We start from the raw sequence: 19,931 nt of genomic DNA, 5'->3' as shown, positions 1-19,931 counted from the left end.
ATGTGATGCACGGCAATGGCCGGTACATCCAGGCCCCAGGCCAGCGACCGTGCCACCCCGGCGCCGACCAGCAATGCCCCGACCAGACCCGGGCCGGCGGTATAGGCCACCCCGTCGATATCGGAGATGGCGATGCCGGCCTCGTCCAGCGTCTGCCGGATCAACGGCAGGGTCTTGCGCACGTGGTCGCGGCTGGCCAGCTCCGGCACCACACCACCATATTCGGCGTGCAGCGCGATCTGGCTGTAGACCGCGTGGGCGCGCAGCGCGGCGGCGCCGGACAGGTCGGTGTCGTAGACGGCAACGCCCGTCTCATCGCAGGATGATTCAATGCCGAGGACTTTCATGGGCGTATTGTGAACCTCCCCAGCCTCGGGGCAAACCCCGGGGGACTTGCGCACCCGCTCAAAGCGACTATAATGCGCGGCTCACCGGGCGTGACCCGGTTTCATTGTGTCCCGGAGATTCCATGCCCAGCGTCAAAGTCCGCGAGAACGAGCCCTTCGAGTTTGCTCTTCGCCGCTTCAAGCGCACTTGCGAAAAGGCCGGCGTGCTGGCCGAGACCCGCAAGCGCGAGTTCTACGAAAAGCCGACCCAGGAACGCAAGCGCAAGGCCGCTGCTGCCGTCAAGCGCCAGCTGCGTCGTTCCTCGCGTGACGTGACCAAGCGTCAGCGCCTGTACTGATCGGACGCGACTCCTGAACGGGAGGCTTCGGCCTTCCGTACTGGGGTAAGAGCCGGCACGCGCAAGCGTAGCCGGCTTTTTGCGTTCCCGGTCCCCGTGTTTCCAAACCGTATTCCGATCCCGAAAGAGGTGATCCATGAGCCTGAAGCAACAGCTGACCGATGACATGAAGGCCGCCATGAAGGGCGGCGACAAGCACTCGCTGGGCGTGATCCGCCTGATCAACGCGGCCATCAAGCAGCGCGAAGTGGACGAGCGCATCGAACTGGACGATACCGCCGTGATCGCCGTGCTGGACAAGATGGTCAAGCAGCGCAAGGACTCGGTGACCCAGTACGAAGCGGCCAACCGTGAAGACCTGGCCTCGATCGAACGCGAGGAGATCGTGGTGATCGAGCGCTACCTCCCGGCCAAGATGGACGAAGCCGCCATCAGTGCCGCCATCGCGGCGGCCATCGCCGAAACCGGCGCGGCCAGCGCCGCCGACATGGGCAAGCTGATGGGCGTGCTCAAGCCCAAGCTGGCCGGACAGGCCGACATGGGCCTGGTGTCCAAGCTGGTCAAGCAGGCCCTGGCCGGCTGATCGCCCAAGGCCCGCGGCAACGCGGGCCTTGTCCATCCGAGCGGCCTCGGCCGCGAAGCCGACCGACCGCGTGCATCCCGCACCCGACGCACCACCGGCTTCACGCCGGAAGGTGCTCCCGCGGCCACTCGTGTTTCACCCTCTTTTTTCATCACATCGCTTAACGTGCATGGCCTGCCGTGCCGTGCGACCGCAATGCCCTACCTGTCCTCCGACAAGCTGAAGCAGCGCCTGGATCAATTGCAGCAGAGCCTGCCAGGCGCCCTGGTGCGCCGCTTCGCCGAAGCCGACGTGATGACCCAGGCCGCGTCACTGGCCTTCTATACCCTGCTCTCGCTGGCACCGCTGCTGGTGCTGCTGCTGTGGCTGACCGCTTCGTTGTACCCGCCCGCGCAGCAGGCGCTGGTCGACCAGATCGCCTCCCTCGCCGGCCGCAGCGTGGCCGAGGTCGCGCAGACGGTGATCAACAACGCCACCTCGCGCCCCGACCTGGGCTCGCTGGCCGGGCTGTGGAGCGTGGCCCTGCTGTTCATCGGCGCGACCGTGGTATTCGCCCAGCTGCAGGGGGCGCTGAACCTGATCTTCCGCACCGACATCCGCCGCTTCGAGGGCGTGCTGGGCTGGCTGAAGAAGCGCGTGTTCTCGGCCGGCGTGGTGCTGGCGCTGGGCTTCCTGCTGATCGTCTCGATGGTGGCCACCACCGCGTTGCAGGTGGTGTTCTCGCACCTGCCCTCGGCCCTGCCCGCCGTGGGCTACATCACCACGCTGGTGATGTATGCGCTGGGCTTTGCCTTCCTCTACCACTACCTGCCCGACCGGCCGGTGGAATGGCGCCAGGCCTTCATCGGCGGAGCCATCACCGCCATTCTTTTCACCCTGGGCCGCTACGGCATCGGCCTGTACATCGCCAATGCCGCCCCGGGCAGTGCCTATGGCTCGATGGGGACGCTGGTGATCATGCTGGTGTGGATCTACTACGCCAGCGTGGTGTTCTTCGGCGGTGCACTGATCACCGCGGTGATCGATGAGCGGGCACGGGCACGGCGCGCGCTGCCAGATACGCCTGCAGAGACGGACTGAAGCAGCGGCCGTTGCTCTGTCCTTCGGCCTCGCCAACGGTAACAGCTGAAGTCCGCGCCCCATCCGCTTGCCCGCCACCAGAGCACCCCCTCCCCAACCCTCCCCTGCGCCTTTGGCGCAAGGGAGGGGGCGGCTCACGGTGATCCGTCGGTACGCCATGTACGCCCCCCCCTTCCTTTGGCAGCGCCAAGGGAAGCACTGGGCAGGGGCACGCTCCCGGCGCAGGCGAGTACACTTCTCCTCCATCCCTGTTGTGTGCCCCGCCCTCCGGCGGCGCTGTTCATTGCCGCATGGCCCGACTTCCCGACGCGTTCATCGACGACCTGCTTGCCCGCACCGACATCGTCGAGGTGATCAACACGCGCGTCCCGCTCAAGCGCAAGGGCAAGGAATACGAAGCGCGCTGCCCGTTCCACGACGAGCGCTCGCCCAGCTTCTACGTCTCGCCGACCAAGCAGTTCTACCACTGCTTCGGCTGCGGCGCGCACGGCACCGCGATCAGCTTCCTGATGAACTACGACCGCCTCGAGTTCCTCGACGCGGTCGACGAGCTGGCCAAGCGCGTCGGCATGGAAGTGCCGCGCGAGAACAACCCGCGCAGCCAGCAGCAACAGGACGACAGCCGCGACCAGTACTCCGCGCTGGATGCGGCCAGCCGCTTCTTCCAGAAGCAGCTGGAAGGCAACGACAAGGCGCGTGCCTACCTGGACAGCCGTGGCGTCGATGCCGACACCCGCGCGCGCTTTTCCATCGGCTACGCGCCGGACGGCTACAGCGCGCTGAAGGATGCACTGGGCAAGGACGAGCGGCGCATGAAGCTGCTCGACCGCGTGGGCCTGTTCTCCAAGAACGACCGCGGCCACGTCTACGACAAGTTCCGCGACCGGGTGATGTTCCCGATCTTCGACCGCCGCGGCCGGGTGATCGCCTTCGGCGGCCGCGTCATGCAGAAGGACGACGGCCCCAAGTACCTCAACTCGCCGGAAACCGCGCTGTTCCACAAGGGCCGCGAACTGTACGGGCTGTGGCAGGTGCGCCAGGCCAACCAGAAGATCGAGCGCCTGATCGTGGTCGAGGGCTACATGGACGTGGTCAGCCTATTCCAGTTCGGCGTCACCCAGGCGGTGGCGACGCTAGGCACGGCGACCACGCCGGACCACGCCGAGCTGCTGTTCCGCAATGCGCCGGACGTGTACTTCTGCTTCGACGGCGACAACGCCGGCCGCAAGGCCGGCTGGAAGGCGCTGGAATCGGTGCTGCCGCGCATGAAGGACGGCCGCCAGGCGTTCTTCCTGTTCCTGCCCGATGGCGAGGACCCGGACACCATCGTGCGCAAGGAAGGCGCCGAAGCCTTCGACGCACGCCTGAAGCAGGGCACGCCGCTGTCGCAGTTCTTCTTCGACGAGCTCAGCCGCGAGATCAACCTCGGCACGCTGGACGGCAAGGCCCGCCTGGCCGAACGCGCGCGGCCGATGCTGGCGCAGATCCCCGACGGTGCCTTCGGCGACCTGATGAAGCAGGAGCTGGCGCGCCTGACCGGCATCGGCGCCAACAACTCCGTGCCCGCCAGCGCCGCAGCGCGGCCGGCCGCACGCGGCAACGTGATGCCGGTGCAGAAGCGCAGCCTGGTACGCGCGGCCATCGCCATCCTGCTGCAGCAGCCATCACTGGCCATGAACCTGCATGGCCACCACGCCATCGGCGGCCTGCGCCTGCCCGGCATCGAGCTGCTGCTGGAACTGCTGCAGCTGGTCGAGCAACGCCCGGACATCAGCACCGGCGCGCTGCTGGAGCATTTCAACGAGCGCGAGGAACAGGCCGCGCTGCACAAGCTCGCCGCCATCGCCCTGCCCGGTGATGAGGCCAGCTGGGGCCAGGAACTGCAGGACGCCATCAACCAGCTCGAAAAACAGCTGCTGCAGCAACGCCTGGACGAACTGCAGGCCAAGCAGCGCCAGCAGGGCCTGGATGAAGCCGACAAGTACGAGCTGCGCGAGTTGCTCAAGACCCGGGCCACGCTGCGCTGACCCATCCACCGGAGGTTGTTCGATGACTGGTTTCCGTTCGCTCCTGCTGCTGGCCGTGCTTGCATCGGCCAATGCGATGGCCACCGACGCTCCGCTGCGCCAGCCCCGCCCGCAGTTGCTCACCGCCGGCCAACCCAGCGCGCAACAGCTGCGCGATGCCGCCCGCTCCGGCGTCACCACCGTCATCGACCTGCGTCGGCCCGAGGAAGACCGCGGCTACGACGAAGGCGCGCAGGCCGAGCAGCTCGGCCTGCGCTATGTCCGCCTGCCCATTGCCGGCGCCGCCGACCTCACCACGGCCAACGCGCGCACCCTGCAGCGCCTGCTCACGCAGGACGACGGCACCACCCTGCTGCACTGCGCGTCGGGCAACCGTGCCGGTGCACTGCTGGCCCTGCTCAATGCCCGGCTCGAAGGTGCCCCCACCGACGACGCATTGCAGCTCGGCCGCGCGGCCGGGATGACCTCGCTGGAAGCCAGCGCGCGCAGCGCCATCGAGGCCACTGTCCCCTGAGCATGCCTTCACCCGCACCTGATCGAGGAACCCCTACCTGATGAAACGCTGGTGGTCGCGCCTGCGGCCTGACAACTTCACCCTCGCGCTGCTCGCCACCATCGCGCTGGCCACCGTGTTGCCGATGAGCGGCGCGTTGGCCCGTGGCTTCGACCACTTCACCGACATCGCCATCGCCGCGCTGTTCTTCCTGCACGGCGCGCGGCTGTCGCGCGAGTCGATCATCGCCGGCATGCTCCACTGGCGCCTGCACCTGGTGATCCTGGCCTGCACGTTCGTGCTGTTCCCGCTGCTGGGGCTGGCCTTCAAGCCGCTGTCCGGCGCGCTGCTGACACCGGAGCTGTACCTGGGCGTGCTGTTCCTGTGCACCCTGCCCTCCACCGTGCAATCGTCGATCGCCTTCACCTCGATGGCCGGTGGCAACGTGCCGGCCGCGGTCTGCGCCGCGTCGCTGTCGAGCATCCTCGGGGTGTTCCTGACCCCGTTGCTGATGACCCTGCTGGCCGGCACGCAGGGCGGCATGGCCAACCCGCTGCATGCGGTCGGCGCGATCATGCTGCAACTGCTGGTGCCCTTCGTCGCCGGCCACCTGCTGCGCCCGGTGATCGGCGGCTGGGTGGAACGACAGCGCCCGCTGCTGCGCTACACCGACCAGGGCACGGTGCTGCTGGTGGTGTATGCCGCCTTCGGTGAGTCGGTCAACGAAGGCCTGTGGACCAAGACGCCGCTGGTCTCGCTGCTGACCACCGCGGTGATCGCCGTGGTGTTGCTGGCCATCGCCATGCCCGGCATCACCTGGCTCGCGCGCAGGCTGGGCTTCAGCCGCGAGGACGAGATCCCCATCGTGTTCTGCGGCTCCAAGAAGAGCCTGGCCACCGGCGTACCGATCGCCAAGGTGCTGTTCGCCGGCGGCAGCCTCGGTGCGATCGTGTTGCCGATCATGATCTACCACCAGATCCAGCTGGTCGTCTGCTCGATGGTCGCCCAACGCTACGCCGAGAAGAACAGGAAGCTCTAGCAGCGGCCTCGGCCGCGAAGCAGTGGAACCCGCGGCCCCACGCAACGCAGGCCATCACGCAGTACCAGGCAGACGGCTACCGCATGCGGCGACGCATCGCGGGTTTCGCGGCCAAGGCCGCTCCTGCCGCCCAAAGAAGAACGGCAGGCACGTCACCGTGCCTGCCGTTCCCGTTTGCGCCCCGCCCGGCGTTACAGCCAGGGCAGCAACCAGTGGTCCACCAACAGGAAGGCGAACAGCGCCATCAGGTAGACGATGGAATACCAGAACGTCTTCATGTTGAACATTTCGTCCGGGGGGTCCTGCATCTTCCATGCGTACCACAGGAACACGATGTTCAACACGCTGGCACCGCCCAGGTAGAACATCCCGCTCATGCCGATCGCCACCGGCAGCAGCGTCACCACCACCAGCACCACGGTGTAGATCAGGATCTGCCGGCGCGTATGCGGCACGCCGTGGGTCACCGGCAGCATCGGCACGTCGGCCTTGGCGTAGTCGGCGCGGCGGAAGATCGCCAGCGCCCAGAAGTGCGGTGGCGTCCACACGAAGATGATCAGCACCAGCAGCGAGGCATAGGCCCAATCGGAGCTGCCCTGCATGCCGGTCACCGCCGCCCAGCCCAGCAGCGGCGGAGTGGCGCCGGCCAGGCCGCCGATGACGATGTTCTGCGACGTCGCCCGCTTCAGGTACACGGTGTAGATCACCGCATAGCCGATCAGCGAGGCAAACGTGAGCACCGCGGTGATCACGTTCACCCACAGCACCAGCAGGGTCATCGACAGCGCGGTCAGCGCGCCGGCGAACACCAGCACCTGGCGCGGCGTGACCTTGCCCACCACCAGTGGCCGCCACGAGGTGCGTGCCATCTGCGCGTCGATGCGCGCGTCCAGCAGCTGGTTGATCGCCGCCGCGGCGGCCGCCGACAACCAGATGCCGATGAAACCCACCGCACCGGACATCACCTGCGCGGTGGTCGGCAGGGTCGGGATGGCCAGGCACATGCCCACCAGGGCGGTGAACACGATCAGTGCCACCACCTTGGGCTTGGTCAGGTCCCAATAGTCTTGCCAGGTCGCGCTCATGCCATCACTCCGGGGCACGCAGGCGTGCGAGCAACGACACCAGCACGAACAACAGCGCCACTGCCCCGCCGCTGTGCATCACCGCCACCGCCAGCGGCAGAGCCAGCTTGACGTTGAGCACGCCCAGGCTGATCTGCAGCAGCACCAGCAGGCCCAACGCGGTCGACCAGCCGCGCATGCCGGGCAGGCGGAACATGCGGACCGACAGCACCAGCAGGTACAGCGACACCACAATGGCCATCATCCGGTGCGCCATCTGGATCGCGATGCGCGAGGCGCCGTCGAGCACGCCACCTTCGTAATCCACGCCGATGCCGCGCCACAGGGTGAAGCCTTCGCCGTAGTTCTGCTGCGGCCACCACTGGCTGACGCAGCGCGGGAAGTTGTCCAGCGACACGCTGCCGCCACCGCAGGCCAGCGCCGCGTAGTTGGCGCTGACCCAGCCACCGAGCGCGATCTGCAGCACCAGCAGGGCCAGGCCGGCACGCAGCCACCAGCGCAGGCGCGGCGCCTCGGCCAAGGTGATCGGCAGGTGCGTGGCCCGCCAGGCCATCCACACCAGCAGGCCGAACATGGCCATGCCACCGAGCAGATGGCCCATCACCACGATCGGCTTGAGCAGCCAGGTCACCGTCCACATGCCCAGCAGGGCTTGGAACACCACCACCGCCAGGGTCAGCACCGCCGCCCGTGCCAGGTCGATGTTGGACCAGCGCAGCGCCGCCAGCAGCAGGATCGCCTCGCCGCCGATGGCCAGCACGCTCGAAGCCACGTGCTCGCCGCGCATGTACAGGGGAATGGCCAGCGCCACCAGCACCGAGGCGGTGACGATCTGGGCGATGCCATGCCGGCGCCGGCGTGCCGCCAGCAGCGCCAGGGTCAGCACCTCGACGCCGAGCAGGCCGGCCAGGAAGCGATGCACCTGCTCGCGCCAGGCCTTGTGGCTCTCCAGCGGGCGGATCTCGCTGGCCACGTGCTGGGCGGCTTCCATCTGGGTCTGCGGCCAGGTCACGCGGCCGTAGCAGGTCGGCCAGTCCGGGCAGCTCAGCCCGGCATCGGACAGCCGCACGAACGAACCGAACATGATCGTGCTGGCGGTCATGATCAGTGCGAACCACGCCAGGCGGTGGAAATTGCGGTACAGCGCCGGACGCGCGTGGGCATTCATCGAACGGGACTCACTTCAGTTTCAACAGCCTGGAAAGGTCGGCCCGCAATCCACCGGGTTCGAAGCCGGGCGCATAGCGCAACACCACAAAGCCATTGGGATCAATCACATACACCGGGGTTCCAGCCGGGTCATCGACACCCGGCAGCTTCGCCCGGAACGCGGGCTGGGCCTGCAGCACCTTCAGTGCCGGCGTGACCGCCACCGCTGCCGGCGGCGAGCCCAGCCACAATATCTCGACATTATCCGCGTTATGCCCGAACAGCTGCCAGACCTTGTCCAATTGCTGCGACAAAGTGACGCAGGCCGGTGCGCAATCGGCCGGCGGCGCCAGCACGATGCGCCAGGTACGTTCGGCCGGATTCCAGGCATAGGGCTGGCCGTCGGCCAGCCGCAGCGGTTCCTGGCGCAGATCGATCGGCGGCTCGTACAGCTGCCCATGGTTGCGGTTGATCTGCGGGGTCCAGCCGGAGAAGCGCAGGATGCCGGCCAGCGCCATCGAACCGAAGAACATCGCGAAGATCAGCAGCAGCACGCGGCGGCCCTTGTTGCGGACGGCAAGCTGTTCGGGCGTGAGGGCATTCATGCGTGGCAGTTTCCCATGTGGACCAGTGAACTCGAACGTCTGTCGGTGGGCAACCGGGGCCATTCCCCGCCCGGCGCCAACGCCGGGAAGAAAGGAATGACGAGCAACGCCCTGCATGCCATGGGCAGACAGGCCGATGAACGCCCGTGGCGCTGCCGGAGAATTGGCCGGACCCGGGAGAAACGGCTCCTGCCCGCGCCGCGGCATCGACCCGTCACCGCCTGGCCCGCCCGCGCCGCCATTGCAGCACCACGGCGATCACCAGCACCGCCAAGGCCATCGCGAACCATTGCACCGCGTAGCCGAGGTGGCGTGACGGCGGCAGCGTGTTGGGCAGCAACTCCAGGTCGCGCTCGTATCCCAGCGGCAACGAAGGATCCAGCCGCAGCACCTGCGGGGCCATGGGCGCATCCGCCACTCCCAGCGCGCGGGAAATGGCCGGCAATTCGATGCGCGTGGCCAGCCAGGTCCGCGGCTGGTCGGCCGCCGCCAGTGCCGGGCCCAGCGCCAGCCCCGCCGAAGGGGGCGGCGCCCACAGGCCTTCCAGCGTCTGTACGCCCGGCTGCGGCGTGATCGCCGGCATCTGCCGGTCCGCCGGCAACGGCAGCCAGCCCAGGTCCACCAGCACCACCTGCCCGCCGTCGGCACGCGCCGGCTGGTAGACCTTCACCCCGGCCCGGCCGTGGCGCAGCTGGTTGTCCAGCAGGATGCTGCCGGGCAGGAACTGCAGCCGGTCGCGCACCCAGTGCAGCACCCGCGGCGCCTGCATGGCCTGCTGCACGGTCATCGCCTTCTCGCGCCCGGGTGGCACCTGGTCCAGCAGGGCCTGCTTCTCGTGCATGCGATGCAGCTGCCAGACGCCCAGGCCGCAGAACACCGTCGCCACCAACAGCGCCAACGACCAGCCGAACGCGCTTGTGTGCTGTCGCGTCATGACAAGCGGCCCCGGAGCGGGTGATATAGCGTTGCCAATTCACCCATCGGGCCGCGCATGAACGATTCGTTGAAGACCTTGCTGGTAATCGCGTTTCTGATCGTCATCGTCTGGAATCTGGGAGCCGGCCTCTACTACCTGATGATCGATCGTGGCCAGACCAAACGCACGGTCAACGCGCTCACGCGGCGCATCGTCCTGTCGGTGGTGCTGATCCTGCTGGTCGGGCTGGGCATCTACACCGGCTGGATCAAGCCGCACGGCGTCGGCGGCTGAGTCGCAGCAGAACGGGAGTGAAGCCCATCAGCGCTTCACCTCCCCGCGTGCCAAGCGTCCGCGTCGATCAGAGCACGTAGACGAACAGGAACAGCATCAGCCACACCACGTCGACGAAGTGCCAGTACCACGCCGCCGCTTCGAAGCCGAAATGGTTGTCGCGGGTGAAATGCCCCTTGGCCGCGCGCAACCACATCACGATCAGCATGATCGTGCCCAGCGCCACGTGGGCACCGTGGAAGCCGGTCAGCATGAAGAACGTGGAGCCGTAGATGCCCGAACCCAGCGTCAGGTTCAGCTCCTTGTAGGCATGGATGTATTCCTCGGCCTGCAACGTCAGGAACACGCAGCCGAGCACGATGGTCAGGCCCAGCCAGGTCAGCAGCTGCTTGCGGTTGCCTGCCTTGAGCGCATGGTGGGCGATGGTCAGGGTCACGCCGGAGGTCAACAGGATCAATGTGTTGATCAGCGGCAGGCCCCACGCCGGGATGGTCTGGAACGCGCCGCCGATATCGGCCGGGCCGTTGGTCGGCCAGGCCGCCGAGTAGCCGCTCCACAGCAGGTCGTTGGTCGCCACGCCATGGCCTTCGCCACCGAGCCACGGCAGGCCCATGTTGCGCGTGTAGAACAACGCGCCGAAGAACGCGCCGAAGAACATCACCTCGGAGAAGATGAACCAGATCATCCCCATCCGGAACGAGCCGTCGACCTGCCGGTTGTAGTTGCCGGCCACCGATTCGCGGATGACGTCGCCGAACCAGAGGAACAGGGTGAACACCAGCATCGCCAGCCCGACGAAGAAGGTCCAGCGCCCCCAGCTGGCGTCGTTGAGCCAGCTGGCCACCCCCACCATCAGCACCAGCATGGCGATCGAGCCGACGAAGGGCCATTTGCTCTGGCTCGGCACGAAGTAGACGTTGGCATCAGGCGTGTTGTGGGCCATGGCGTTGCTTCCGGGTCCGTGATCAGGGAGCTGCATGGGCGGCGGCCGCGGTCGAAGCCGGGGCCAGCTGCTCGGTCAGCGCATCATTCTTGTAGAACGTGTACGACAGGGTGATGGTGCTCACGTCGTCCGGCAGGTCCGGGTCGACGATGAAGCGCACCGGCATCTCGCGCTGCTCCCCGGCCTGCAGGGTCTGCGCGGTGAAGCAGAAGCACTCGGTCTTGTTGAAGAAGCCGGAGGCTCGCGCCGGCGCCACCGACGGCACCGCGCTGCCGACCAGCGGCCGTTCGCTTTCGTTGCGGGCGTAGTACAGGGCCTCGTTCAACTCACCCGGCACCACGTCCATCGTCAGCTTTTCCGGATGGAACGCCCACGGCAGCTTGGAGTTCACGCCACCATCGAACTCCACCCGCACCGTGCGCCGGGCCTTGCCGGCACCGTCATGCGTGGCCGCCGCCTGGCTGGCGCCGCGTTCCAGCCGGACGCCGAACACTTTCTCGCAGGCGATGCGGTACAGCGGCACCAGCGAGAAGGTCAGCACGAACACGCCCAGCGCAACGCCGATCAGCCGGACCATGCCGGCATTGCGGGCGGGCTTGGGCGCAGGCGTGGTCACTGCGCCAGCACCCCGGACAGGATGAAGCCGACGTACACCGCCACCGCGATCACGCCCACCACCAGCGCGGTGCGGCGTGCACGCCGACGGCGCTGGGCCAGTTCATCGGGTTGCCACTGGCTGTTCATGCCCTGCTCCTCAATGCGTCACGTCGTCGTGGGCCAGGTCGCCCGGCTTGATCACCGGCGGGACGGTGAAGGTGTGCGCCGGTGCCGGCGACGGCACGGTCCATTCCAGGCCCCTGGCGCTTTCCCAGGCACGCGCTTCGGCACGCTTGCCGCTGCGCAGCGAGGACAACAGGATGCCGGCCATCAGGAACGGGGTGACGAACATGCCGAACGCACCGATCGAGCTGACCAGGTTCCAGTCGGCGAACACCGGGTTGTAGTCGGGGATGCGGCGCGGCATGCCGGCCAGGCCCAGGAAGTGCTGCGGGAAGAACAGCAGGTTGACGAACACCATCGTCCACCAGAAATGGAACTTGCCCCAGAACTCGTTGTACATGCGACCGGTCCACTTCGGCCACCAGTAGTACACCGCCGCGATCAGCGCCAGCACCGCACCGGTGACCAGCACGTAATGGAAGTGCGCCACCACGAAGTAGGTATCGTGGTACTGGAAGTCGGCCGGCACGATGGCCAGCATCAGGCCGGAGAAACCGCCGATGGTGAACAGGATGACGAAGGCGATGGAGAACAGCATCGGCGTCTCGAACGTCAGCGAGCCCTCCCACATCGTGCTGACCCAGTTGAACACCTTCACGCCGGTCGGGATCGAGATCAGCATCGTGGCGAACATGAAGTAGATCTCGCCGCCCAGCGGCATGCCCACCGTGAACATGTGGTGCGCCCACACGATGAACGACAGGAAGGCGATGGCCGCCGTCGCGTACACCATGGCCTGGTAACCGAACAGCGGCTTGCGGCTGAAGGTGGGAAGGATCTCGCTGACCACGCCGAACGCCGGCAGGATCATGATGTAGACCTCCGGGTGACCGAAGAACCAGAAGATGTGCTGGTACATCACCGGGTCACCGCCACCGGCGGCGTTGAAGAAGCTGGTACCGAAGAACTTGTCGGTCAGCAGCATGGTCACCGCACCGGCCAGTACCGGCATCACCGCGATCAGCAGGAACGCGGTGATCAGCCAGGTCCAGCAGAAGATCGGCATCTTCAGCAGGTCGATGCCCGGCGCGCGCATGTTCAACACGGTGGCGATGATGTTGATCGCGCCCATGATCGAACTGATGCCGGCCACGTGGATGGCGAACACGCTGAAGGCCACGTTGTAGCCGCCCTGCAGCGACAGCGGCGGGTACAGCGTCCAGCCACCAGCAGGGGCGCCACCGGGCAGGAACAGCGTCATCAGCAGCAGGGTGAAGGCCACCGGCAGCAGCCAGAACGACCAGTTGTTCATGCGCGGCAGCGCCATGTCCGGCGCGCCGATCTGCAGCGGGATCATCCAGTTGGCCAGGCCGACGAAGGCCGGCATCACGCCACCGAAGATCATCACCAGCGCATGCACGGTGGTCATCTGGTTGAAGAATTCCGGCTTGACGTACTGCAGGCCGGGTTGCGCCAGCTCCAGCCGGATCACCACGCTCATCGCCGCACCGATGATGAACATCGTGAAGCTGAAGAGCAGGTACAGCGTGCCGATGTCCTTGTGGTTGGTGGAGAAGAACCAGCGTTCGAAGAAGCTTTGGTGGTGACCGTGGTGCTCGGAGTGATCCACTGCGGAGTTCGCCATTGCAACTACACCTCGTTAATCCAGTTTCCAGGCATCGCGCCGGCCTGCCGGCCGGCACGCAGTGGGATCAGGCGCCGGTCGCGGCCGGCGTCGCCGGCGCGGCTTCCGGTTGCGGTGCTTGCTCGGAGGCCGGCGCCGCGGGTGCAGCGGCCGGTGCCGCCTCCGCCGCGGGTGCGGGTTTGCGCGAGGCCAGCCAGGTCTTGAAGTCTTCCTTGGACACGGCCTTGACCACGATCGGCATGAAGCCATGGTCCTTGCCGCACAGCTCTGCGCACTGGCCGCGGTAGACGCCGACTTCCTCGATGTTGGTCCAGCGCTCGTTGATGAAGCCCGGCACCGCGTCCTGCTTCCAGCCCAGCGCCGGCACCCACCAGGCGTGGATCACGTCATCGGAGGTGATGACGAAGCGGACCTTGGTATCGACCGGCAGCACCAGCGCGTTGTCCACGTCCAGCAGGTAATGCGGATCGGTGGCCAGGGTCGGCACCGCCCCGCTCTGCCGCAGCGCGTCGGACTTGCGGTCCAGGCGGCTGGTGAAGGCGACATCCTCGCCCAGGTATTCGTACTTCCACATCCATTGATAGCCGGTGATCTTCACCGTCATCTCCGAATCGCGGGTGTCGTACATGGCGATCAGCTTTGCCGTGGCCGGCCAGGCCATCACCACCAGGATCACGATGGGAATGACGGTCCAGATGATCTCGGCCTTGGTGTTGTGGCTGAACTGCGCGGCCACCGCTCCCTTGGACTTGCGGAACTTGAACACCGCGTAGAACAGCGCGCCGAACACCAGCACGCCGATCACCACGCAGACCCACAGCGCCACCATGTGCGCTTCCCACGCCATGCGCGCGGTATGGGTCACGCCCTTGCCCATGTTGAGCTGCCACTCCTTGGGGTCGGCGGACTGCGCCCACGCCACAGGTGCCGACAGCGCCATGGCTGCCAGCATGCATCCGTACTTCAACTTCCCGCCCCACCCGCTGCTTTGCTTCATGCCTAGACCCTTGACGTCGTCGGTTTGCAGCCATTGCTGGCTGCGAGCAAGCCTTCAAGTGCCGCCGCAAGTTCCTGGCGTTCGGCAGGTGCGAGGAAACTCCCCACTTCCACCCGCTTTCCACTGGAAACCAGCAGGACCCGTCCCTCTCCGGTGACCAGCCGCACCCAATACGGGTGTGCCCGGAACACCGGTGAACTCCCGGCCGCGGGGATCACCTCCACGCAGTCCGGTCCTACCCGGATCTCTTCCCGGCGGTCGCCGCTGCGCCAAGCCGCACGCAACGCCCAACCCACCAGCAAGCAATGCACCAACGCGAAGACCGGAGCGAAGACGTTCCCGGCCAGCCAACCCAGGCCTGCGGTGAACACCATCAGTCCAGCCAACGCGGCGAACAACAGGACGAACTGCCGGGCCGTGAGCGCCCGTGGGGGATGCAGCACCAGCTGCGCATGTGAGCCATCGGAAACCGACCGAAGCATCTGGATCATGTCGCAACCGCGTCCGTACCGCGGAAAACGACCCGATGGTAGCCCTGCAAATTCACACCGGCAAGCTTCCATTCATCGATGTCGGATTGTTGCAGCGCACACTCGAATCGCCGCCAGCCCGCCAAACATCGGCGGATAATTTGACGGTTTCAGCACAAATTGAAAATGCACCTCTCGCTTTACCGAAACGCCTGCCACACAAGGCTTTCGGCCGGGTGAAAGGACGCCAGGGGGGACTGGGAAAACCGCCGGCAAGGATTAAAATGGCCGAATCCGACAACCCTGGTCCCAGGCATGAACGCAACACCTTCCACTGCTGTCGCTCCCTCCGCGGAAGCCCTGCTTTCGCCCGAGCTGCCACCGGTACCTGCCGCACTGCGACAGGCCATCACCGATGGTTGGCTGAAGGACGAAACCACCCACGTCCGTGAACTGCTGGCGCAGGCGCGCCTGCCCGCCGCCGAGCAGGCGCAGGTGCAGGCCACCGCCGCCGACCTGGTGCGCCGCGTGCGCGCACGTGCCAAGAACCAGGGCGCGATCGAGGCCTTCATGCGCCAGTACGATCTGGGCAGCGAGGAAGGCGTGCTGCTGATGTGCGTGGCCGAAGCGCTGCTGCGCATCCCCGACCAGGAAACCGCCGACAAGCTGATCCGCGACAAGCTCGGCGAAGCGGACTGGAAGAAGCACATGGGCCAGTCCGACTCGGTGCTGGTCAATGCCTCCACCTGGGGCCTGATGCTGACCGGCCATCTGGTCGACCTGGCCGATGCCACCAAGCGCGACGTGCATGGTGCATTCAAAAGGTTGATCGGCCGGGTCGGCGAGCCGGTGATCCGTCTGGCCGTGCGCCAGGCCATGAAGATCATGGGCCACCAGTTCGTCATGGGCCGCACCATCGACGAAGCGCTGTCGCGCTCGCACAAGGGCGACAACAGCAACTACCGCTACTCCTTCGACATGCTCGGCGAAGGTGCGCTGACCATGAAGGACGCGCTGCGCTACCTGGAGGACTACCGCCGCGCCATCCACGCCATCGGTGGCGACAACATCGCCCGCGGCGGCAAAGCCGACGGCGACGTCACCGCCTCGCACGGCATCTCGATCAAGCTTTCGGCGCTGTACCCGCGCTATGAGCATGCCAAGCGCGAGCGCGTGCTCAAGGACCTGGTCCCTGGCGTGCTGGAGCTGGCCCAGCTGGCCAAGTCCTACGGCATCGGCTGCACCGTCGACGCCGAGGAAACCGACCGCCTGGAGCTGTCGCTGGACATCATCGAGCGCGTGGTCAGCGATCCCTCGCTCAAGGGCTGGGAAGGCTTCGGCATCGTCGTGCAGGCCTACCAGAAGCGCACCCCGTACACGATCGACTACCTGGCCGACCTGGCCCGTCGCATCGGCCACAAGCTGCAGGTGCGGCTGGTCAAGGGCGCCTACTGGGACGCGGAGATCAAGCGCGCCCAGATCGAAGGCCTGGCCGGCTACCCGGTGTTCACCCGCAAGCAGAACACCGACGTGTCCTACATCGCCTGCGCCAAGCGCCTGTTCGGCCACAGCGACACGCTGTACCCGATGTTCGCCACCCACAACGCGGCCACCATCGCCGCGGTCAAGCAGATCGCGCAGGGCCGCACCTACGAGCACCAGAAGCTGCACGGCATGGGCGATGACCTGTATGCCGAGGTGATCCCGGCCGACCGCCTCAACGTACCCTGCCGCGTCTACGCACCGGTCGGCTCGCACGAGGACCTGCTGCCGTACCTGGTGCGCCGCCTGCTCGAGAACGGCGCCAACTCCAGCTTCGTCAACCGCATCACCGACGAGGACGTGTCCATCGACGACCTGATCCGCGATCCGGTCGAGGCGGTGTCCTCGTTCGCGTCCATCCCGCATCCCAAGATCCCGCTGCCCATCGACCTGCTGCGCAGCCAGAACCACGACAGGAACAATTCCATGGGCATCAACCTCGCCAACGACAACGACCTGCGTGCCCTCGCCCAGCAGCTGCACGCCGCCATCAAGCCGTGGCAAGCAGCACCGCTGGTGCCGGGCGCCACCAGCACCGGCGCCACGCTGCCGGTGACCAACCCGGCCGACAGCCGTGAAGTGGTCGGCCAGTGGCAGGCCGCCGACAGCGCCACCGTGCAGCAGGCACTGGCCAACGCGGTGGCCGCGCAACCGGCCTGGAACCGCACCCCGGCCGCCAGCCGCGCCGCCATCCTCGAACACGCCGCCGACCAGCTGGAAGCCCGCATCGCCGAGTTCATGGCGCTGTGCGTGAAGGAAGCCGGCAAGAGCCTGCCCGACAGCGTCGCCGAAGTGCGCGAGGCGGTGGACTTCCTACGCTACTACGCCAAGCAGGCACGCGAGCAGTTCGGCAGCGCCGAGAAGCTGCCCAGCCCGACCGGTGAATCCAACGAACTGCAGCTGCATGGCCGCGGCGTGTTCGTCTGCATCAGCCCGTGGAACTTCCCGCTGGCGATCTTCCTGGGCCAGGTCAGCGCCGCGCTGGCCGCCGGCAACAGCGTCATCGCCAAGCCGGCCGAGCAGACCAACCTGGTCGGCTACTACGCGGTGAAGCTGCTGCTCGACGCCGGCGTGCCGGAAGGCGTGCTGCAGTTCCTGCCGGGCGACGGCGCCACCGTCGGTGCCGCGCTCACCGCCGACCCGCGCGTGGCCGGCGTGGCCTTCACCGGCTCCACCGAGACCGCCCGCGCCATCAACCGCGCGATGGCCGCACGCGATGCCGCCATCGGCGTGCTGATCGCCGAGACCGGCGGCCAGAACGCCTTCATCGCCGACTCCTCGGCGCTGCCGGAACAGCTGGTCAAGGACGCGATCGCCTCGGCCTTCACCTCGGCCGGCCAGCGTTGCTCGGCCGCGCGCGTGCTGTTCGTGCAGGACGACATCGCCGACAAGGTGATGGGCATGCTGGCCGGCGCGATGGCCGAACTGAAGATCGGCAACCCGGGCGAGCTGTCCACCGACGTCGGCCCGGTCATCGACGCCGACGCGCTGCAGATCCTCACCGACCATGCCGCACGCATGGACGCCGAAGCCCGCCTGATCGCCACCGCACCGCTGTCCGGCGAAGCCGCCAACGGCACCTTCTTCGCCCCGCGCGCCTACGAGCTGAAGGACCTGGGCCAGCTGCACAAGGAAATCTTCGGGCCGGTGCTGCATGTGATCCGCTGGAAGGCCGATCAGCTGGACGCGGTGATCGACCAGATCAACGCCACCGGCTACGGCCTGACCCTGGGCGTGCATTCGCGCATCGACGAGACGGTTGACCGCATCGCCGCGCGCGTCAACGTCGGCAACGTGTACGTCAACCGCAACCAGATCGGCGCGGTGGTCGGCGTGCAGCCGTTCGGCGGCCAGGGCCTGTCCGGCACCGGCCCCAAGGCCGGCGGCCCGCACTACCTGCTGCGCTTCGCCACCGAGAAGACGGTGACGGTGAACACCACCGCCGCCGGCGGCAACGCCTCGCTGCTGACCCTGGGCGACTGATCGCACTGCCGCAGGAACAAACAAGAACCCCGCGAAAGCGGGGTTTTTGTTTGGCCACACCCACATGAAACGACGGTGGCCGGACCACCGCTGTTGCGGTTGCGGTTGCTCTTCCCCCTCCCTTTCGCGAAGCGAAGGGAGGGCCAGGGAGGGGTGCCTTTGCCTCTCCCAAACAAAAAGCCCCGCTTGCGCGGGGCCTTCTGCTGCATCACTGCGGGGCTCGATCAGAACTTGTAGTTGATCGAAGCGGCGAGCACGTCGCCACCCACATCGTACTTGCCCTTCAGCGTGCTGCCGGTGGCCGAGACCAGGTTGATCGACGGCTCGTCGGTGAACAGGTGGGTGTAACCGAAGTTGAACTCGGTACGCTCGGACGGGGTCCAGCCCAGGCCGACCGACAGCCACTTGCGGGTCACGTCCGGCACGCGCACGTCACGGTGCTCGTTGCTGGTCGGGCTCTGGTCGTAGGCAACGCCGCCACGCAGGGTGAGGGTGTCGGACAGCTTGTACTCGGTACCGATCGAGGTGAAGGTCGTGTCGTTGTACTTGAACGGCAGCGCCTGGTCCGGCTGGTTCGAGGCGAAGTCGATGGTCACGGTGTCGAACGACGGCGACCAGGCGGTGCGGGTCACGTCGCCCATCACGGTCCAGCGGTCATTGATGCGGTGGGTCACGCTCAGGGTTGCCGACGCCGGCAGCTCCAGGGTGGCCTTGCCCGAGGTGTTCACGTACTGGCCCGGACGTGCCTGTGCCAGCACGGCAGCGGCGGTCGGCGGCACGTTGAAGGTGGCCTTGCCGCCGGTGATCTTGTGCTCGACCTTGGAGCGGTAGCTCAGCGCGATGTTGGTGTCTTCGGTCGGGCTGAAGGTGCCGCCGACGGTCCAGCCGAAGGCATTGTTGTCGCCTTCCACCTTGTAGGAACCGTCGGCATTACCCGGACGGAAGCCCAGCTGTGCGCCACCCGGGCTGGCATACAGCGCGGTACCGAAGTCGATCGCGCTGGTCAGCTCGATGGTCAGGTGCTCGACGAACACACCGGCGCCGAAGGACACGTACGGGTTCACGTCGTAGGAGAACGCAGCGCCCAGGTCGATGGCCTTCAGGTCGGTCTTGACACCGTGGTAACGGCCCACCCAATCCTTGTCGTATTCGGTGGTGAAGCCGAACGGCACGGTCAGCGACACACCGAAGTGCATGTTGTCGTTCTCGCCGAACGGGATGTGCAGGTAAGCGGCCGGAACCGGCGCGATCATGCCGGCATCGCCGCCATTGCCGCCGCTGATCGGGGTACCGGTGCCCGGGCCGGTCGGGCCGACGTAACGGCCGCCTTCGCTCTTGAAGTCAGCCGAGAAGCTGATGGCGCTCACGTCGGCCTGGAACTGGCGGCCGTCCAGCAGACGCATCGAGGCCGGGTTGGTCGCCACGACGGAGGCATCGCCCCAGGCGCTGGTCGAACCTGCGAAAGCGCGGCCCAGGCCCTTGGCGCTGTTTTCCTTCAGCTGGAAGGCGGCAGCATGGGCGTGGCCGAAAGCCAGGGCGCCGGCGATGCCGACAGCCAGTGCGGTGACGCGGGCAAACGTGGAAGCGGTCATGTTCGAATGTCTCTCCGTAAACGGTGGTGGTCGTTTTTGCGCCTGCACTTCCAGTCCGCGAGGACGGCCTGGGAGCGCGCCGG

General features: G+C 66.8%; 19 protein-coding genes and 1 pseudogene. 8 read left to right on the top strand and 12 right to left on the bottom strand.

Annotated features, from left to right (window positions below; translation table 11 throughout):
• A pseudogene (locus VA603_RS01200) lies at positions 1–347 on the bottom strand (tRNA (adenosine(37)-N6)-threonylcarbamoyltransferase complex transferase subunit TsaD); the annotation flags it as partial.
• Between the two features lie 122 nt (positions 348–469).
• On the opposite strand from VA603_RS01200, the gene rpsU reads away from it, so the two are divergent.
• From rpsU to VA603_RS01170, 6 genes are all read left to right on the top strand, one after another.
• On the top strand, positions 470–685 hold the full coding sequence (gene rpsU, locus VA603_RS01195) for a 30S ribosomal protein S21 (protein ID WP_002808376.1): 216 nt from the start codon (positions 470–472) through the stop codon (positions 683–685).
• Between the two features lie 136 nt (positions 686–821).
• Positions 822–1,268 carry a GatB/YqeY domain-containing protein gene (locus VA603_RS01190; protein ID WP_132865943.1) on the top strand — a complete coding sequence of 149 codons (447 nt, stop codon included), beginning with the start codon at positions 822–824 and terminating at the stop codon, positions 1,266–1,268.
• 195 nt (positions 1,269–1,463) lie between these two features.
• A complete protein-coding gene (locus tag VA603_RS01185) occupies positions 1,464–2,348 on the top strand; it encodes a YihY/virulence factor BrkB family protein (RefSeq protein ID WP_425603637.1) in 885 nt (294 codons plus the stop codon).
• Between the two features lie 290 nt (positions 2,349–2,638).
• On the top strand, positions 2,639–4,375 hold the full coding sequence (gene dnaG / locus VA603_RS01180) for a DNA primase (protein WP_323437695.1): 1,737 nt from the start codon (positions 2,639–2,641) through the stop codon (positions 4,373–4,375).
• A 22-nt stretch (positions 4,376–4,397) separates the two neighbouring features.
• Complete coding sequence (locus VA603_RS01175; RefSeq protein ID WP_323437694.1) at positions 4,398–4,889, top strand: protein tyrosine phosphatase family protein; 492 nt, start codon at positions 4,398–4,400, stop codon at positions 4,887–4,889.
• A gap of 40 nt (positions 4,890–4,929) precedes the next feature.
• A complete protein-coding gene (locus VA603_RS01170) occupies positions 4,930–5,907 on the top strand; it encodes a bile acid:sodium symporter family protein (RefSeq protein WP_323437693.1) in 978 nt (325 codons plus the stop codon).
• Positions 5,908–6,098: 191 nt separating this feature from the next.
• Here VA603_RS01170 and cyoE read toward each other — a convergent pair whose 3' ends face one another.
• The 4 genes from cyoE to VA603_RS01150 form a co-directional block, all read right to left on the bottom strand.
• Complete coding sequence (cyoE, locus tag VA603_RS01165; protein ID WP_323437692.1) at positions 6,099–6,992, bottom strand: heme o synthase; 894 nt, start codon at positions 6,990–6,992, stop codon at positions 6,099–6,101.
• A gap of 4 nt (positions 6,993–6,996) precedes the next feature.
• Entirely contained in the window at positions 6,997–8,160 is a 1,164-nt protein-coding gene (locus VA603_RS01160) for a COX15/CtaA family protein (protein ID WP_323437691.1), read from the bottom strand.
• Positions 8,161–8,170: 10 nt separating this feature from the next.
• Positions 8,171–8,746: a hypothetical protein gene (locus tag VA603_RS01155; RefSeq protein WP_132866241.1), complete on the bottom strand. Its 576-nt coding sequence runs from the start codon at positions 8,744–8,746 to the stop codon at positions 8,171–8,173.
• A gap of 214 nt (positions 8,747–8,960) precedes the next feature.
• Entirely contained in the window at positions 8,961–9,680 is a 720-nt protein-coding gene (locus VA603_RS01150; RefSeq protein WP_323437690.1) for an SURF1 family protein, read from the bottom strand.
• 57 nt (positions 9,681–9,737) lie between these two features.
• On the opposite strand from VA603_RS01150, the gene VA603_RS01145 reads away from it, so the two are divergent.
• The gene (locus VA603_RS01145; RefSeq protein WP_132865951.1) at positions 9,738–9,956 is read left to right on the top strand and encodes a twin transmembrane helix small protein; all 219 of its coding nucleotides are present in this window, start codon (positions 9,738–9,740) and stop codon (positions 9,954–9,956) included.
• 67 nt (positions 9,957–10,023) lie between these two features.
• On the opposite strand, the gene VA603_RS01140 is transcribed toward VA603_RS01145, so the two are convergent.
• The 6 genes from VA603_RS01140 to VA603_RS01115 all read right to left on the bottom strand — a co-directional run bounded on the left by VA603_RS01140 (position 10,024) and on the right by VA603_RS01115 (position 14,752).
• On the bottom strand, positions 10,024–10,899 hold the full coding sequence (locus VA603_RS01140) for a cytochrome c oxidase subunit 3 (protein WP_132865952.1): 876 nt from the start codon (positions 10,897–10,899) through the stop codon (positions 10,024–10,026).
• A gap of 22 nt (positions 10,900–10,921) precedes the next feature.
• Positions 10,922–11,515 carry a cytochrome c oxidase assembly protein gene (locus VA603_RS01135; RefSeq protein WP_132865953.1) on the bottom strand — a complete coding sequence of 198 codons (594 nt, stop codon included), beginning with the start codon at positions 11,513–11,515 and terminating at the stop codon, positions 10,922–10,924.
• A complete protein-coding gene (locus VA603_RS01130) occupies positions 11,512–11,643 on the bottom strand; it encodes a hypothetical protein (protein WP_263863716.1) in 132 nt (43 codons plus the stop codon). Before VA603_RS01130 ends, VA603_RS01135 begins: the two co-directional genes overlap by 4 nt.
• Positions 11,644–11,653: 10 nt before the next feature.
• Complete coding sequence (gene ctaD, locus VA603_RS01125; protein ID WP_132865954.1) at positions 11,654–13,264, bottom strand: cytochrome c oxidase subunit I; 1,611 nt, start codon at positions 13,262–13,264, stop codon at positions 11,654–11,656.
• Between the two features lie 67 nt (positions 13,265–13,331).
• Positions 13,332–14,261 (bottom strand): cytochrome c oxidase subunit II, encoded by a 930-nt coding sequence (gene coxB, locus VA603_RS01120; protein WP_132865955.1) that lies wholly within the window; start codon positions 14,259–14,261, stop codon positions 13,332–13,334.
• Between the two features lie 2 nt (positions 14,262–14,263).
• Positions 14,264–14,752, bottom strand: a complete 489-nt coding sequence (locus VA603_RS01115) for a DUF2244 domain-containing protein (RefSeq protein ID WP_323437689.1) — start codon at positions 14,750–14,752, stop codon at positions 14,264–14,266.
• Between the two features lie 294 nt (positions 14,753–15,046).
• Here VA603_RS01115 and putA point away from each other — a divergent pair, with 294 nt between their 5' ends.
• Positions 15,047–18,256, top strand: coding sequence for a bifunctional proline dehydrogenase/L-glutamate gamma-semialdehyde dehydrogenase PutA (putA, locus tag VA603_RS01110; RefSeq protein WP_132865957.1), 3,210 nt, complete (start codon positions 15,047–15,049; stop codon positions 18,254–18,256).
• 224 nt (positions 18,257–18,480) lie between these two features.
• Here the strand turns inward: putA and VA603_RS01105 are convergent, their stop codons facing one another.
• Positions 18,481–19,848 (bottom strand): outer membrane protein transport protein, encoded by a 1,368-nt coding sequence (locus tag VA603_RS01105; RefSeq protein ID WP_323437688.1) that lies wholly within the window; start codon positions 19,846–19,848, stop codon positions 18,481–18,483.
• Positions 19,849–19,931 lie beyond the last annotated feature (83 nt).

Origin of the sequence: Stenotrophomonas capsici (assembly GCF_034961085.1) — a bacterium.
GTDB classification, from domain to species: Bacteria; Pseudomonadota; Gammaproteobacteria; order Xanthomonadales; family Xanthomonadaceae; genus Stenotrophomonas; species Stenotrophomonas capsici.
The sequence above is the reverse complement of the archived record's forward strand: the minus strand, read 5'-3'. Positions and strand labels throughout refer to the sequence as shown.

Excerpts from the sequence above, each read along its gene's own strand:
- rpsU (WP_002808376.1), top strand. The coding sequence starts at position 470 with ATGCCCAGCGTCAAAGTCCGCGAGAACGAGCCCTTCGAGTTTGCTCTT.
- VA603_RS01190 (WP_132865943.1), top strand. The coding sequence starts at position 822 with ATGAGCCTGAAGCAACAGCTGACCGATGACATGAAGGCCGCCATGAAG.
- VA603_RS01185 (WP_425603637.1), top strand. The coding sequence starts at position 1,464 with ATGCCCTACCTGTCCTCCGACAAGCTGAAGCAGCGCCTGGATCAATTG.
- dnaG (WP_323437695.1), top strand. The coding sequence starts at position 2,639 with ATGGCCCGACTTCCCGACGCGTTCATCGACGACCTGCTTGCCCGCACC.
- VA603_RS01175 (WP_323437694.1), top strand. The coding sequence starts at position 4,398 with ATGACTGGTTTCCGTTCGCTCCTGCTGCTGGCCGTGCTTGCATCGGCC.
- VA603_RS01170 (WP_323437693.1), top strand. The coding sequence starts at position 4,930 with ATGAAACGCTGGTGGTCGCGCCTGCGGCCTGACAACTTCACCCTCGCG.
- cyoE (WP_323437692.1), bottom strand. The coding sequence starts at position 6,992 with ATGAGCGCGACCTGGCAAGACTATTGGGACCTGACCAAGCCCAAGGTG.
- VA603_RS01160 (WP_323437691.1), bottom strand. The coding sequence starts at position 8,160 with ATGAATGCCCACGCGCGTCCGGCGCTGTACCGCAATTTCCACCGCCTG.
- VA603_RS01155 (WP_132866241.1), bottom strand. The coding sequence starts at position 8,746 with ATGAATGCCCTCACGCCCGAACAGCTTGCCGTCCGCAACAAGGGCCGC.
- VA603_RS01150 (WP_323437690.1), bottom strand. The coding sequence starts at position 9,680 with ATGACGCGACAGCACACAAGCGCGTTCGGCTGGTCGTTGGCGCTGTTG.
- VA603_RS01145 (WP_132865951.1), top strand. The coding sequence starts at position 9,738 with ATGAACGATTCGTTGAAGACCTTGCTGGTAATCGCGTTTCTGATCGTC.
- VA603_RS01140 (WP_132865952.1), bottom strand. The coding sequence starts at position 10,899 with ATGGCCCACAACACGCCTGATGCCAACGTCTACTTCGTGCCGAGCCAG.
- VA603_RS01130 (WP_263863716.1), bottom strand. The coding sequence starts at position 11,643 with ATGAACAGCCAGTGGCAACCCGATGAACTGGCCCAGCGCCGTCGGCGT.
- ctaD (WP_132865954.1), bottom strand. The coding sequence starts at position 13,264 with ATGGCGAACTCCGCAGTGGATCACTCCGAGCACCACGGTCACCACCAA.
- coxB (WP_132865955.1), bottom strand. The coding sequence starts at position 14,261 with ATGAAGCAAAGCAGCGGGTGGGGCGGGAAGTTGAAGTACGGATGCATG.
- VA603_RS01115 (WP_323437689.1), bottom strand. The coding sequence starts at position 14,752 with ATGATCCAGATGCTTCGGTCGGTTTCCGATGGCTCACATGCGCAGCTG.
- putA (WP_132865957.1), top strand. The coding sequence starts at position 15,047 with ATGAACGCAACACCTTCCACTGCTGTCGCTCCCTCCGCGGAAGCCCTG.
- VA603_RS01105 (WP_323437688.1), bottom strand. The coding sequence starts at position 19,848 with ATGACCGCTTCCACGTTTGCCCGCGTCACCGCACTGGCTGTCGGCATC.